Source organism: Burkholderia sp. AU33803 (assembly GCF_002223095.1).
Classification (GTDB): Bacteria; Pseudomonadota; Gammaproteobacteria; order Burkholderiales; family Burkholderiaceae; genus Burkholderia.
This window is the reverse complement of sequence record NZ_NKFJ01000006.1, coordinates 2,487,044-2,500,836: the sequence shown is the minus strand read 5'-3', so window position 1 is coordinate 2,500,836 and position 13,793 is coordinate 2,487,044. Positions and strand designations below refer to the sequence as shown.

General features: G+C 67.9%; 11 protein-coding genes and 1 pseudogene. 5 read left to right on the top strand and 7 right to left on the bottom strand.

Features of this window, described 5'->3' with window-relative positions:
• Genes CFB41_RS28535 through CFB41_RS28525 form a run of 3 tightly spaced genes read left to right on the top strand, consistent with a single transcriptional unit; the run spans nucleotide 1 to nucleotide 4,057 of the window.
• Nucleotides 1-939 carry a glycosyltransferase family 2 protein gene (locus CFB41_RS28535; protein WP_089458768.1) on the top strand — a complete coding sequence of 313 codons (939 nt, stop codon included), beginning with the start codon at nucleotides 1-3 and terminating at the stop codon, nucleotides 937-939.
• Between the two features lie 8 nt (nucleotides 940-947).
• Nucleotides 948-2,867, top strand: coding sequence for an efflux transporter outer membrane subunit (locus tag CFB41_RS28530; RefSeq protein ID WP_089458767.1), 1,920 nt, complete (start codon nucleotides 948-950; stop codon nucleotides 2,865-2,867).
• Nucleotides 2,867-4,057, top strand: coding sequence for an efflux RND transporter periplasmic adaptor subunit (locus CFB41_RS28525; protein WP_089458766.1), 1,191 nt, complete (start codon nucleotides 2,867-2,869; stop codon nucleotides 4,055-4,057). The genes CFB41_RS28530 and CFB41_RS28525 overlap by 1 nt, the downstream gene beginning before the upstream one ends.
• Here the strand turns inward: CFB41_RS28525 and CFB41_RS38350 are convergent.
• Nucleotides 4,045-4,332: a hypothetical protein gene (locus tag CFB41_RS38350; RefSeq protein WP_179250188.1), complete on the bottom strand. Its 288-nt coding sequence runs from the start codon at nucleotides 4,330-4,332 to the stop codon at nucleotides 4,045-4,047. The genes CFB41_RS28525 and CFB41_RS38350 overlap by 13 nt on opposite strands.
• A gap of 124 nt (nucleotides 4,333-4,456) precedes the next feature.
• Here CFB41_RS38350 and fdhA point away from each other — a divergent pair, with 124 nt between their 5' ends.
• Nucleotides 4,457-5,653 (top strand): formaldehyde dehydrogenase, glutathione-independent, encoded by a 1,197-nt coding sequence (gene fdhA, locus CFB41_RS28515; protein WP_027789739.1) that lies wholly within the window; start codon nucleotides 4,457-4,459, stop codon nucleotides 5,651-5,653.
• Between the two features lie 152 nt (nucleotides 5,654-5,805).
• Here the strand turns inward: fdhA and CFB41_RS28510 are convergent, their stop codons facing one another.
• The 4 genes and pseudogenes from CFB41_RS28510 to CFB41_RS28495 form a co-directional block, all read right to left on the bottom strand.
• Nucleotides 5,806-6,828, bottom strand: a complete 1,023-nt coding sequence (locus tag CFB41_RS28510) for a class I fructose-bisphosphate aldolase (RefSeq protein WP_089458764.1) — start codon at nucleotides 6,826-6,828, stop codon at nucleotides 5,806-5,808.
• Between the two features lie 184 nt (nucleotides 6,829-7,012).
• Nucleotides 7,013-7,123 (bottom strand): annotated as a pseudogene (locus CFB41_RS37790) (EamA/RhaT family transporter); the annotation flags it as partial.
• Between the two features lie 184 nt (nucleotides 7,124-7,307).
• Nucleotides 7,308-8,066, bottom strand: a complete 759-nt coding sequence (locus tag CFB41_RS28500) for a hypothetical protein (RefSeq protein ID WP_089458762.1) — start codon at nucleotides 8,064-8,066, stop codon at nucleotides 7,308-7,310.
• Between the two features lie 262 nt (nucleotides 8,067-8,328).
• Complete coding sequence (locus CFB41_RS28495) at nucleotides 8,329-9,750, bottom strand: PLP-dependent aminotransferase family protein (protein ID WP_089441765.1); 1,422 nt, start codon at nucleotides 9,748-9,750, stop codon at nucleotides 8,329-8,331.
• Between the two features lie 272 nt (nucleotides 9,751-10,022).
• Between CFB41_RS28495 and CFB41_RS28490 the strand changes: the two genes are divergently transcribed.
• Nucleotides 10,023-11,435, top strand: a complete 1,413-nt coding sequence (locus CFB41_RS28490) for a discoidin domain-containing protein (protein WP_089441766.1) — start codon at nucleotides 10,023-10,025, stop codon at nucleotides 11,433-11,435.
• 107 nt (nucleotides 11,436-11,542) lie between these two features.
• On the opposite strand, the gene CFB41_RS28485 is transcribed toward CFB41_RS28490, so the two are convergent.
• The gene (locus tag CFB41_RS28485) at nucleotides 11,543-12,571 is read right to left on the bottom strand and encodes a glycosyltransferase family 4 protein (protein ID WP_373558632.1); all 1,029 of its coding nucleotides are present in this window, start codon (nucleotides 12,569-12,571) and stop codon (nucleotides 11,543-11,545) included.
• Nucleotides 12,572-12,615: 44 nt separating this feature from the next.
• The gene (locus CFB41_RS28480) at nucleotides 12,616-13,734 is read right to left on the bottom strand and encodes a hypothetical protein (protein WP_144029969.1); all 1,119 of its coding nucleotides are present in this window, start codon (nucleotides 13,732-13,734) and stop codon (nucleotides 12,616-12,618) included.
• Between the last annotated feature and the right edge of the window lie 59 nt (nucleotides 13,735-13,793).

Below are 13,793 nucleotides of genomic sequence, written 5' to 3'. Positions count from 1 at the left end.
ATGACGACACTCGGCGCACTCGTGATCCTGTATCACCCGAGCGATGCCCAGCTCGACGCGCTCCGCGCATGGCGGCACGCGTGCGACGCGCTGCTCGTCGTCGACAACACGCCGCAGCCCGATACGCGGGCCCGCGAGCTGTGCGCGCGCGAAGGCATCGCGCTGCTGCATCACGGCAATCGCGGCGGGATCGCGGGCGCGTACAACGCGGGGCTCGCGGCGCTGTTTCGCGATCGCGTCGATGCCGTCGCGCTGTTCGACCAGGATTCGTCGGTGCCGGCCGCATATTTTCCCGCGATGCGCGAAGTCTGCGCGGGGCTTGGCAGGCGCGCGTTCCTGGCCGGCCCGCGCATCTTCGACGAAAACGCGCGCAGCTTCCTGCCCGAACTGTCGACCAACGGGATCGGGCTGCGCCGCCTGCGCATCGAGCCGGGCGCGCCGTTGCAGCGCTGCGCGTTCCTGATTTCGTCGGGCTGCGTCGTGTCGCGCGACGCGTTCGACGTGCTCGGCCGCTTCGACGAGACGCTGTTCATCGATCACGTCGATACCGAATACAGTTTCCGCGCGTTGTCGCGCAACGTGCCGCTCTATGTCGTGCCGTCGCTGGTGCTGCCGCACCGGATCGGCGCAAAGCAGCGTCATGCGCTTGGCCCTTTTGAAATGACGTCGATGAATCACTCGTGGCAACGGCGCTACTACAGCGCGCGCAATGCGGTGCAGCTCGGGATGCAGTACGGGTTGCGCTTTCCGGTAGCGATCGTGCCGAACCTGTTGACGCTATGGCAGGTCGTGCAGATCGCGCTCGTCGAACGCGACAAGCGCGCGAAGCTCGCCGGCATCCTGTTCGGCGTCGCGGACGGCCTGTTCGGCCGGCTCGGCCCGCTCGAACGCACGCGGCCGCGTCTGGCCGCGCGTGCGCAACGCGTGCAGCAGGGATGAGGGGCGCGATGCGGCGTGTGAATCAAGCGGCGAATGTGGCGCGTGGCGTGAAGGGCGGCTCGATGATGATCGTCGCCGCGGCCGCGTCGCTGGCGTTGAGCGGATGCGTGCCGTCAGGCTTCCTGCCGTCGCTGTCGTTGCGCGCGCCGGCCGACGATGCGCTCGTGCACACGGCCGGCCCCGGCGTGAACGGTGCATGGCCCGCGCCCGACTGGGTGAAGCAGTTGAATGATCCGCAGCTCGACGCGCTGGTGGCCGAGGCTGCGCAAAACAACCCCGACCTGCAGGTCGCGCAGGCGCGGCTGCGGATCGCGCAGGCGCAGCTTCAGCAGTTCGATGCGTTGACGGGGCTGACGGGCACGGCCGGCGCGACGGTCAGCCGCGCGCGGATGCCGAAGCCGGGCGACGATGTCGCCAACGTGTCGGTCAGCGGCTATCGCGTGCCGGTGGAGATCTTCGGCGATCCGAACACGTCGCCGTCGTCGGTGTTCGTCGGGCTGACCTACCAGCTCGACCTGTGGGGCAAGAACCGCGCCGCGACGAAGAGCCTGATGTCGCTGCGCGAAGCGGCGCGGGTCGAGGCCGAGCAGGTGCGGCTCACGCTGGCGGTCGCGATCGTCACCGTCTACTGCCAGCTCGACCAGGCGTATGCGACGCAGGACCTGCTGCAGCAGAAACTGAAGGTCAGCCAGCGCGTGACGACGGTGCTGCGCGAGCGCACCGCGCGCGGGCTCGACAATGCGTACGACGCGAGCGACGCATCGATCAAGCGCAGCAAGCTGCTCGCGCAGATCGCGATGAACGACGAGCAGATCAAGCTCGCGCAGCTGCAGCTCGGCGTGCTGTCGGGCCGTGGCCCGGAACGCGGGCTCGCGCTGCAGCGGCCGCGGGTCGGCGCATTGGCGGGCGGCGCGCTGCCCGCGCGGCTGCCGGCCGATCTGCTGGGGCGCCGGCCCGACATCGTCGCCGCGCGCTTGCGTGTCGAAGCCGCGTTCGCGAACGCCGATTCGACGCGCGCCCAGTTCTATCCGGACGTGAACCTCGTCGCGCTCGGCGGCGTGTTTGCGCTCACGCCCGCGTCGCTGTTCTCGCGCGATGCGCTCGCCGGGTCCGTCGGCCCGGCGATCTCGCTGCCCATCTTCGATCGCGGCCGGCTGAAGGCGAAGCTCGGTGCGGATGTCGCGCAGGCCGACGTCGCGATCGGGCTGTACAACAAGACCGTCGACGACGCGCTCGGGCAGGTCGCGCAGTTCGTCACGTCGCTGCAGACGTCGCAGACGCTCGTCGCGCAGCAGCAGGACGCGGTCGCGGCCGCGCAGAAGATCGTTGAGATCGCAACCGACCGGCACCGGCGCGGCGTGCTGATGCAGAAGGACGTGGACGTCGCGGATCTCACGCTGATCGACGAGCGCGCGCAGATGATCGCGTTGCTCGGCCGGCAACGGGCGCTGCGCATCGGGCTCATCGGCGCGCTGGGCGGCGGGTTCGATGCGGGGGCGACGGTTGCGCAGGCGCCGGCCGCGCATCGGGCGCGTGGCGGGGCGGCGAAGCGGGGCGCTTCGACTGCTGCGCCCGCGGCGACCGCCGTGACCGGACCGACGTCACCGACGTCACCGACCGCATCGACTGCATCGACCGCATCGACGTCATCGACCGCGTCGACCACACCGACCCCAAGCCGACCGGCGGCGGCACCGTCCGCCGATGTGCGTGCGGCGAGCGTGGCCGTACCGCCGATCGTCGCTGCATCGAATGCGGGTTCCACACGACGCGACGACGCGGCACGCACGCCGGCCGACGCCGCAACACCGCGCAGCACCGCCGTTCTCGCGCACACGGCCGCGGCGAATCCGGCGCCGAGCCCGTCGGTCATGCCGCCGATCCCCTTGTTCCAGCACGATCGTCTGATCGTTACGCAAAGCGACTGATGCACCACGACAACCTCCATACCGCCGCGCCGCCGGCCGCACTGAACGACCCGGCACTCGACGCGCGCCGCGCGACGCGCCGCAAGCGCTTCATCGCGTTCTTCGCGGTCGTGCTGGTGGCCGCGCTCGCATGGATCGCGTACTGGCTGCTGAGCGATCGCTATTACGAAGACACCGACGACGCGTACGTCGCGGGCAGCATCGTCCAGGTCGCCGCGCAGATCCCCGGATCGGTGACCGACGTCGTGGTGGCCGATACGCAGGCCGTGCGCGCCGGCCAGACCCTCGTGAAGCTCGACGACACCGAGGCGTCCGTCGCGTTCGCGCAGGCGAAGGCGCAGCTTGCACAGGCGGTGCGGCAGGTCGCGAACGCGAAGATCTCGAACACGATGTACGTCGAGGCCGTGAATGCGCGGCGCGCCGACCTGGCGCTCGCGCAGCGCGCGTTCGCCGCACGCTCGGGCGCGTCGGTCGAGATCGTCGCGCCCGAGGAACTCGCGCGTGCGCGCGCGGCGGTTGCCGGTGCGCAGGCGAATCTCGCGGCCGCGCAGGCGCAGCTCGATGCGGCACGTGCGCTCGGCACCAAGTTGCCGGTCGAAGAAAACCCGGCGGTCGTGCAGGCGGCCGCGCAGTTCAAGCTCGCGTACCGGAACCTGAAGCGCGCGACGATCGTCGCACCGGTCGACGGCACGATCGGGCAGCGTTCGGTGCAGGTCGGCCAGCAGGTCGGGCCCGGCGTGCCGCTGATGTCGATCGTGCAGCTCAACCAGCTGTGGATCGAGGCGAATTTCAAGGAAGGGCAGATTCGCCACATGCGCATCGGGCAGCCGGTCGAGGTCGTGTCGGACCTGTACGGCTCGCGCGTGACCTATCGTGGCCGCGTGCAGGGCTTCTCGGCGGGCACGGGCAGCGCGTTCTCGATGCTGCCGTCGCAGAATGCGGCCGGCAACTGGATCAAGGTCGTGCAGCGCGTGCCGGTCGTGATCGCGCTCGATGCGCGCGATCTGGCCGCGCATCCGCTGCGTGTCGGGCTGTCGATGCGCGCGACGGTCGACACGCACGATCGCAACGGCCACGCGCTCGACAGCGAGCCGCCGACGCCGGCCGTCAGCACGCGCGTGCATGACGGCGTCGCGAGCGACGCGGAAAGCGCCGCCGCCGCGATCATCCGCGAAAATCAGGGCGGGTAACGCCAGTTCGACAGTGGGGCGGCCGGTCGCTGCGAACGGCCCGCCGCCCGGCGCGTTGCGGCGCTCGCCGGCGCGTCCAGCACCTCAAGGACCTCCAGCACCTCAAGGACCTCCAGCACCTCCAGCACCTCCAGCACCTCCAGCACCTCCAGCACCTCCAGCACCTCCAGCACCTCCAGCACCATCACCATCCAGCACGTCACCCCGCGCGCCAAACCTTCCCGTCGTTTCCACCCGACTTTCGCATTTCCGCCATCGATGTCGGCGCCGTTCAAACGCGTGTCGCGTTTGAGACATCGGCGCCCCTGCCTCCGGGACTACTCTCGAACAGCACGTTGCGCGTGCGCCGCATGAGCCGGCGCGCCGCGGCGCCATCCAACGAGACATGGAGACAATACGATGAGCAGCAATCGAGGTGTCGTCTATCTTGGACCGGGCCAGGTCGAAGTCCAGAAAATCGATTATCCGAAGATGGTCGACCCGAGCGGCCGCGCGATCGGCCACGGCGTGATCCTGAAAGTGGTGAGCACGAACATCTGCGGTTCCGACCAGCACATGGTGCGCGGCCGCACGACCGCGCCGGTAGGCCTCGTGCTCGGTCACGAGATCACGGGCGAGGTGGTCGAGATCGGCCGCGACGTCGAGACGCTGAAACTGGGCGATCTCGTGTCGGTGCCGTTCAACGTGGCTTGCGGCCGCTGTGCGATGTGCAAGGACACGCATACGGGCGTGTGCCTGAACGTGAACCCGTCGCGTGCCGGCGGCGCCTACGGCTACGTCGACATGGGCGGCTGGATCGGCGGCCAGGCCGAGTACGTGCTCGTGCCGTATGCCGATTTCAACCTGCTGAAATTCCCCGATCGCGATCAGGCGATGGCGAAGATCCGCGATCTGACCTGCCTGTCCGACATTCTGCCCACCGGTTATCACGGTGCGGTGAGCGCGGGCGTGAAGCCGGGTTCGACGGTCTACATCGCGGGCGCGGGCCCGGTCGGGATGGCGGCGGCCGCCTCGGCGCGCCTGCTCGGCGCGGCCGTGACGATCGTCGGCGACATGAACGCGGAACGTCTCGCGCACGCGAAGGCGATGGGCTTCGAGACGGTCGACCTGTCGAAGGACGCCTCGCTCGGCGAGCAGATCGAGCAGATCCTCGGCGTGCCCGAGATCGACTGTGCGGTGGACTGCGTCGGCTTCGAGGCGCACGGCCACGGTTCGTCGGGCCATGCGGAGGAAGCGCCCGCGACGGTGCTGAACTCGCTGATGGAAATCACGCGCCCGGCCGGCGCGATCGGCATCCCGGGCCTGTACGTGACGGACGATCCGGGCGCGAAGGACAAGGCCGCGCAGCACGGCAGCCTGAGCATCCGCTTCGGCCTCGGCTGGGCGAAGTCGCACTCGTTCTTCACGGGTCAGACGCCGGTGCTGAAGTACAACCGCAACCTGATGCAGGCGATCCTGTTCGACCGGCTGCCGATCGCGAAGATCGTCAACGTCGAAGTGATTTCGCTCGACCAGGCGCCGGAAGGCTACAAGAAGTTCGACGGCGGCGCGCCGCGTAAATTCGTCATCGACCCGCACGGGTTGCTGGCGGCGTAACGCGACCGAACACCGCGCGGCAGTAGAAGGGGCCGGGGCGTGCAAGCGCCCCGGCCCTTTGTCCGTTCGGGCCTCGCGCGCTCAGTGCCCGCTCAGTGCCCGCGATGGCGCCGGGCGAGATGCTCACGCGTGAACGATCGATCGGGTGCCGTTCACGCGGTGCGCTCCATCGCGGCATCGTACTGACCGCAACAGGCCGCACTGTTCAGGCGTGCACGCAGCAGCAGCGCCTCCTGCGCGGCGCGTACGTTGGCCGCCTGTCCCTTCCAAGCGGCCAGCGGCGGCTCCTGCAGCGCGCGTCCATAGGAAAAGCTCAGCACCCACGGCCGCCCGTCAACGCGATTCATCGCGTCGAGATGCGCGGTCGCTTCCTCGGGCGTCTGTCCGCCGGACAGGAAGAAGATGCCGGGCACTTCGGCCGGCACGATGCTGCGCAACAGGCGCACCGTGGCTTCGGCGACTTCGGCGGGGGCCGGCTGTTCGGCGTGCGTGCTGCCCGCGACGACCATGCTCGGTTTGAGCAACATGTACGCCAGCGCGACCCGGTGCCGGTGCAGCGCGTTGAACACGGCGTGCAGCACGGCGTCGGTCACTTGCGCGCAGCGGCCGATCGAATGATCGCCGTCCATCAGCACTTCCGGCTCGACGATCGGCACGACGCCGGCCTCCTGGCAGATCGCCGCATAGCGCGCCAGCGCTTCGGCGTTGGCTTCGATCGCCGCATGGCCCGGCAGCGTGGCGGACACGTTGTACACCGCGCGCCATTTCGCGAACCGCGCGCCTTGCCGCTGGTAGCCGTCGAGGCGCGCGGCAAGCCCGTCGAGCCCTTGCGTGATTTCGTCGCCGGGCGCGAGCGCGAGCGGAATCTTGCCCGCGTCGACCTTGATGCCCGGCACGATCTGCTGGCGAGCGGCGAGTTCGGGCAACGGCGTGCCATCGTCCGCACACTGCCCGAGTGTCTCTTCATACAGGATCACGCCACTGATGAATTCACCGAGGCCCGGCGTCGACAGCAACAGGGTGCGCCATGCGCGGCGGTTCGCTTCGGTCGATTCGACCGCGATCGTCTTGAAGCGCTTCGCGATGGTCGGCCCGCTTTCGTCGGCCGCCAGCAAGCCTTTGCCATCCTGAACGAGTGCCTGGATCGTCGCCTGGAGTGTGCTCTCGGTGCTCATGGAATTCCTCCGCTGAAACCGCCACGCGGCCGGGGCGACCGCCCTCTGTTCATTTCGTCGCGGTCGTCACGCCGTCTTCCGACTTCATTCTTTGTCGCGCATCGGCCGGAACGCAAGGCGCGTGCTCGGGCGCATCGTTCGTGCCCGGGGGCTGGTGCGTGATGGGCCGGCGTTCGACACGTGTGACGCGCAGCGCGATCAGCGGGACGACGCCGAATTCCGGCGCGCCCATGCGCATGAACAGGAAGGACGCGCCCCAGATGGCGGCAAGGGTCACGAGCTGTAGTGCATTCATCGACGACTCCGTTCGGTGGATCAGGCGGCCGGCCGGAACGCAATACACGAGATGCGAGATGCGCCGGCGCGGGCGAATGACCCATTGAACGTCACGCGTGAGTCGCGACGCAAACGAGGTTTTGTGAGGGGCGGTTTAGAAAAATGAATCGACGAACGCGCCTGCGTGCACTACGCTTGCGCGCTCAGTGGCCGCGATAGAGCTGCGCGATTTGCTGCGTATTGCTGGCGGCGCGTCGCGTGCGCGCGGTGTGCGTGCTCACGCGGTGGATGGTGTGTGGACGATGCGCGGCACCGTGATTGCCGTTCCAGCCCGCGAGGCGAACCGTGGCGGCGGAGTGCGACCGGTCGGGTGCGCGCATGGCCGGCGCCGCTCGCGCGACTGCCGTCCGTCCCGCCGGTGCACGGGCGGCTTCCGGGCCCGGGCTGCCCGGTCGGGCGACCGCCGCCTGTGTTCCGTCAGTCGAATGAAACGGATAGACGGGGGCGGGCAAGACCGGCAGCACGGGGTCGTTCGATGCGTACGGGGCGGCATCGCTCGCCATCGCGCGCGAATCATTCGAACCGCGACAGGCCGGATCGGCCTTGCAGGTCCGGTCGACCACCACATAGCCGCCGACCAGCAGCACGAGTGTCAGGATGCTCAGGATCGGCGCGGTCGATGCGCGAGGTTGCTGGAGCGCCGCGTTGCGAAGCGCGCGCGTGATGCGCGACGACCACGTGTGAGCGGCGTGCGGGGCAGGCGTGGCGTCCGGGGCGCGGGGGATCGAATCGAACGGCCAGTTCCGCCGTCCGCAGTCGGGGCAGTGCTCGAGCGCACGGAAGGCCATGAAGCCGCATGCCCTGCAGCGGAAGCTGGCGGTGCGCCGCGCGTGCGCTCGCGCGTTCAGGATCGCGCGCCAGTCGTCGCGTGAGCGAATTGTACGGTTGAGCAGGACTCGCATCGCGGGAAGCGGGTGGGCGCCGTCAACGACGCGAACGTGCGCCGGGCGTCATGATCCGTTCCGGCACGGCGGCCGATCGGCCCGTGCCGGAATGCAGTGGAGCGTACCTCGTCGACTGTCGTTCGCATGCGGTGTTCATGGATTCTCCGTGACATCGGGTGCGCGGAACACGTTCGTCCGTGATGGCCTACCGATTCATTTTTGGTCGCTGGCGCGTGAAACGCAAGGCACAAACAGGCTGTCGTGAGGCGTCGGTTCCGCGCTAACCGTCCCGCCGCTGCCGGGTCGCGAGCGTCCCGATGGTCTCCATCGCGTGTTCGACGGCCGGCGTCCACGGCCGGCCGTAGTTGAGCCGAAGAAAGCGGCGAAATCCGCCGGTCGCGGAAAAGATCGGCCCCGGCGCGATGCTGACGCCGCTTTCCATCGCATCGCCGAACAGGTGCATCGCATCCACGCGCGGCGGCAGTTCGATCCACAGGAAATACCCGCCGCGCGGCGCGAACACTTCGGTGCCGGCCGGAAAATACGCGCGCACGGCCGCCAGCATCTGTGCCTGGTGCGCGGCAAGATTGCGGCGCAGCTTGCGCAGGAAGCGGTCGTACGCGCCGTCGCGCAGGTAGCTCGAAATCGCCATCTGCGCAGGCACGTCAGCTGCTGGCGCGCTGGCGCCCTTGGCCTGACGAATTTGCCGCACGTAGCGCCCGGCCGCGACCCAGCCGATCCGAAACCCGGGCGCGAGGCATTTCGAGAACGAGCCGCAATGCAGGACGAGACCGCTGTCGTCGTACAGCTTGGCGGGGCGCGTGGGCGCGGTGCCGAAATGCAGCTCGCCGTAGACGTCGTCCTCGATCAGCGGCACGTTGCGTGCCGCGAGCAAGTCGATCAGTGCGCGCTTGCGCTCGTCGGTCAGCGTCGCGCCGGTCGGGTTGTGGAACGACGTCATGAACCAGCACGCGCGCACCGGATGCGTGTCGAGCGCTTTCGCGAGCGCGTCGAGATCGAGGCCGGTGCGCGGGTCGACCGGAATCTCGACGGCCTTCAGGTGCAGGCGCTGCACGGCCTCCAGGACCGCATGAAATGCCGGTCGCTCGATCGCGACGATATCGCCGGGGCGTGTCAGCGCCTGCAGGCTGAGCGTCAGCGCTTCGAGCGCGCCGGTCGTGATGACGATCTCGTCCATCGGCAACGCCGCGCCCGCAATCAGGTAGCGCAGCGCGATCTGGCGGCGCAGCCCGTCGTGGCCGGGCGGCGCGCCGGACAGCAGGGCCGTGCGATCCATGTTGCGGGCCGCCGACGCCATCGCGCGCCACAGGCTGCTCATCGGGAACAGCGAATAGCTGGCGAAGGCCGAGCCGAGCGGGACGATGTCCTCGCATCTGAGCGAGTCGAGCAGCCGGAACAACGTATCGCCGTTGCCCGCGGGCGGGGCGGCCGGCTTGCGCGGCGGTTCGTGGCCGAACCGCACGTGCTTGTCTTCGAGGTTCGCAACGAAATAGCCGGATCGTGCACGCGCGACGATCAGGCCCTCGCTTTCGAGCGCGTAGTACGCGCGAAACACGGTGGAAGGACTCACGCCATATGCGCGGCACGCGGCGCGCACGGTGGGGATGCGCGTACCGGGGGCCAGATCTCCCCGCCGGATCGACTCGGAAATCGTCCGGGCGAGCATCGCATAACGCTTCATGCCTGCCTCAAGTCGAGCAACTTTGTGCCGAAAAAGAGTAGCACGGCGCGCGCTGCGCCACAGGTCGTTATCCGTGATCCGCTCGTTTTTCACGCGCACTGATCCTGTTTTTCGGCGCGATGCGCTGGCATGCTTTCGCCCCTCGAGCAATCCTTGTTCCCGACATTGACCGATACGGAGTTCACGCTGTCCGCCGGCTGATCCGTGCCCCGTGCGCCTGTGCGTGCGAGGTCTAGTCAGCGGTGTCATGACCCTAACCGGAAACCTACAGCGTGAAATTGAACACTCTCGTCGCGGGCCTCGTGGCCGGCGTTGCCCTCAACCTCCTCGGCGGCGCCGCGCAGGCCGCCTGCATCAGCAATCCCCCGACGCAATCCAACGCGACGTTCCCCGCCGCTCTGACCGGCAAGCTCGTCTATCACAGCTACGTCAAGTACGGCGACGGCACGAGCCAGCTGTTCCTGTACGACTTCTCGGCCCATACGCTGACGCAACTGAGCAAGAGCGCATGGGGCATCACCGATCCGATGAACGGCGTGTTCAGCCCCGACGGCAAGTGGCTCGCGTTCATGGGCATCAGCAACGGCGCATGGAACGTGTTCATGCTGCAGCTCGGCGCCGGCACGCCGCCCGTCAACCTCACCAACAGCACGGGCGCCACGCGCAACGAGGATCCGAAATTCAGCACGGACGGCAAGACGCTCGTGTTCAAGCAGAACGGCGACGTCAAGCAGGCGACGCTGTCGTACACGAGCGCGGGCCCGGTGTTCACGTCGGTGGTGAGCCTGACGAACGCCCCCTCCGGCGCCGAATACTCGATGCCGTTCCTCGCGCCCGACGCGAGCGCCGTGTACTACGCGACCGGCACGGGCGCGAACATGGGGCTGATGAAGCGCACGCTCGCGACCGGCGCGACTGCGGTGTTCGACGCCCCGGCCGGACTGCAGACGTACTACCCGATCGTGCGTGGGGACGGCATGGTGTTCTACGCGCGCTGGAAAGACAGCGGCCAGGCCGACCAGATCTATACGAAGACGGCGGACCCGGCATCGACGCCGAACGCGTTGCCGATCAACGACTGCGTGAGCAACAACTCGGATCCGGCGCCGGTGAGCGGCACCAACTACGTGTTCTTCTCGTCGACGACGGCGGGCGGCTACCAGCTCTACGTCGGTGACGTGACGACCGGCCAGCGCTGGAGCCTGTCGCCGTTCGGCGTGAACGCCGACACGACGAAGGCCAAGCTCGGGTCGAGCTACTACGGCGGCCCGGCCGCCGCGCAGCCGACGCTGCTGTCGCAGGGGCGTCCGGCTGCCGCCTCGGCGAGCTACAACGCATCGCTCACGCCCGACAAGGCGTTCGACGGCAACACCACGAGCACGCGCTGGGATTCGCCGGAAGGCGCGGGCGTCGATCCGCAATGGATCTCCGTCGATCTCGGCGCGACGAAGACGATCAGCAGCATCGATCTCTACTGGGATGCGGGCGCGCTCGTCTACCAGATCCAGACGTCGAACGACAATGCGAACTGGACGACGATCTACTCGACGAACAACGGCGTGTCGTATGGCCATGTGACGCTGCCGAACCTGAACGGGCATGGCCGCTACGTGCGGATGTATGGCACGAAGCGCGCGACGCCGTGGGGGTATTCGCTCGACGAAATGCAGGTGTGGGGATCGTAAGCGCCGGCAAAGGCCGCCCGCCACGTCGCATGTACCGTGCGGGCGGGCGTGACCTCACGCGTGCATTTCCGCCGCGGGAACTGCACGCCGGCCAGCGTGAACAGTCCCTAAGACGAGCCGCGGCAATCGTAGAACCGTTGCAGTTGCCGAAAGAAGCGCGTGTCGTTGAAGCGGGTCCTTACCGCGACGCGAGCGGCGTCGCCCAGGCGGGCGCGCGCGGCCGGATCGTTCGCGAGCTGCCCGAGTGCGGCGGTCGCCGCATCCGCGTCGTCGAACAGCACGCCCGTGCATGGAGCGTCAACGACGTCGACGTTGCCCGCGCAGCGTGTCGCGACGACCGGCAGCGCGTGCGACATGGCTTCAAGAATCGAGACGGGCATGCCTTCCCACGCCGAAGTCGACAGGTAGATGTCCGCGTCGGCGAGGTGCATCGCGACGGCGGCCGGCGCAATCCATCCGGTCACGCGCACGCCGGCCTCGATCAGCACCTGGCGTAGCGCAGCGTCGCCGTCACCGACCCAGGTGAAGCGCAGGCGTGCGGGGGCGGCCCGGCGGGCAATGGCCGCGAACAGCATGGGATCCTTCTGGGGCCGTATGCCGCCGACCGTGACGATTTCGCATCGCGCCGTCGTGCCGCGTCGGCCTCGGGGACCGAAAGCCGCTACCGGGCCGATGGCGTTCTCGATGATATCGACGGGTTGACCCAGGCACGTGTGGATCGCGCGGCGCTCGCTTTCCGAGCATGCCAGATAACGGCAGCGCCTGAGGCTGGCGAGACGTTCCAGCGCGATGAACAGATTGCGCCGCGCAAACGACAGATCCTGCCGCATGAACGAGATGCAGTGCGGACTGTAGACGAACGTGGCATGCGGCAACGCCGCGACGGCCGCGATGCGGCCGAGAAAGCCCGCGAGCGACGAATGAAGATGGACGACGTCGGGGCGCAGGCGTGTGAGCAGGCGACGCAGCGTCACGGTCGAGACGATGGCACGACCGAGCGTCATCTGCACGTGATGCAGCACGACTTGCCGATCGAACAGCGTTTGAATCGCAGCCGGCGTGTCGGCACGAATCGAGTAGATGACGTGCACGTCATGCCCTTGCCCGGCAAAGTGGTTGGCGATCATCCGGACCATCGACAAGGTGCCGGTTGCGCTCGACTCGACGACCTGGACGATTCTCATTCGATTGTCATCAGGAATTCGCGATAGATCTCGACGAGGCTCGCGACGAGATAGGCGTATCCATCCCCGTTGAACAGCAGAGGATGGCGGCCGAGGTTTTTTTCGAAACCGTAGATGCCGTATCCGACCGCCGCGTGCAGAACGACGGCTTTGAACAGCCCCCGCTGGAGCCGCGAGATCATGAGTGCCAGCGTCATCAGGGCCGTCACGAAGAAATTGATGTAGATCCGTTCATAGACCTTCGTCATGCTCTGTGTGCCGACGAGCGCGACGGCGGCAATCGTCAGTGCGAATAGGTACCTGCGGATCAGCTCGAGCGAGCGTGGGTCGCACGCGGTGCGCCAGGCGCTGCCGTATCGCCAGAGCGCCAGGCACAGCGCGTAGAGCGCGAAGGCGAACAACGTCACGCCGGCGGTACTGGCGTTGTCCCACGACGTATAAATATCGATCTTTCCAGTCAAATAGGATTCGGGATTTCCGGAAGGCGCGAGCGATATCCAATCCGTTCGGGAGGCGACGATGGACAGCGCCGCCATGCCGATGCCGACGGGCGTCGCCCAGCGGCCGGCGCAACGCAGCAGCACATACGGCAATGCGATGACGAGCGCCGGCAGGTGCGCGAGACCCGACAGCGCCATATGCGATGCTGCGCCGAAGCGGCTGCGGGCGTTGATCATCATGAACAGGAACGGGAAGGCCATCGATTGCCGCAGCAGGTTGCCGTAGGTACCGAAGAACGACGAAGCCGCAAGAAACAACACGAGAAACAGCGGAATCGCCTGAGGTTGCGCGCGCCAGGCGCCCACGAGCAGCAACGCGAAGTAGGTATCGAACAGCGCGAGGAACGCGACGTCGTTCGTGCCGAACAGCGCCGCGGCGGCGTAGAGCGACGCGAACGAGATCAGTTCGGGTTGCTTACGGACGAAGTGCGTGATGCCGAACGCGCGCATCTCGGCCATGAAGGCCAGATACTGCGGTTTGTCGTTGCCGCCGTCCTGGATGGGCAGCTTGAGCGCGACGAGCGGTCCGAGCACGATTAGCGCGGCGACGCACAGCGCGCCGAGTGCGACCGGGCCGGGGCGCCGGTCGCAGCCGGCGAGCGTCAGCGTCAGCAAATAGCAGTAGAACGCGGCAAATGGAAAGCGCAAGACGGCGACACCGATGCCGGCCGCGC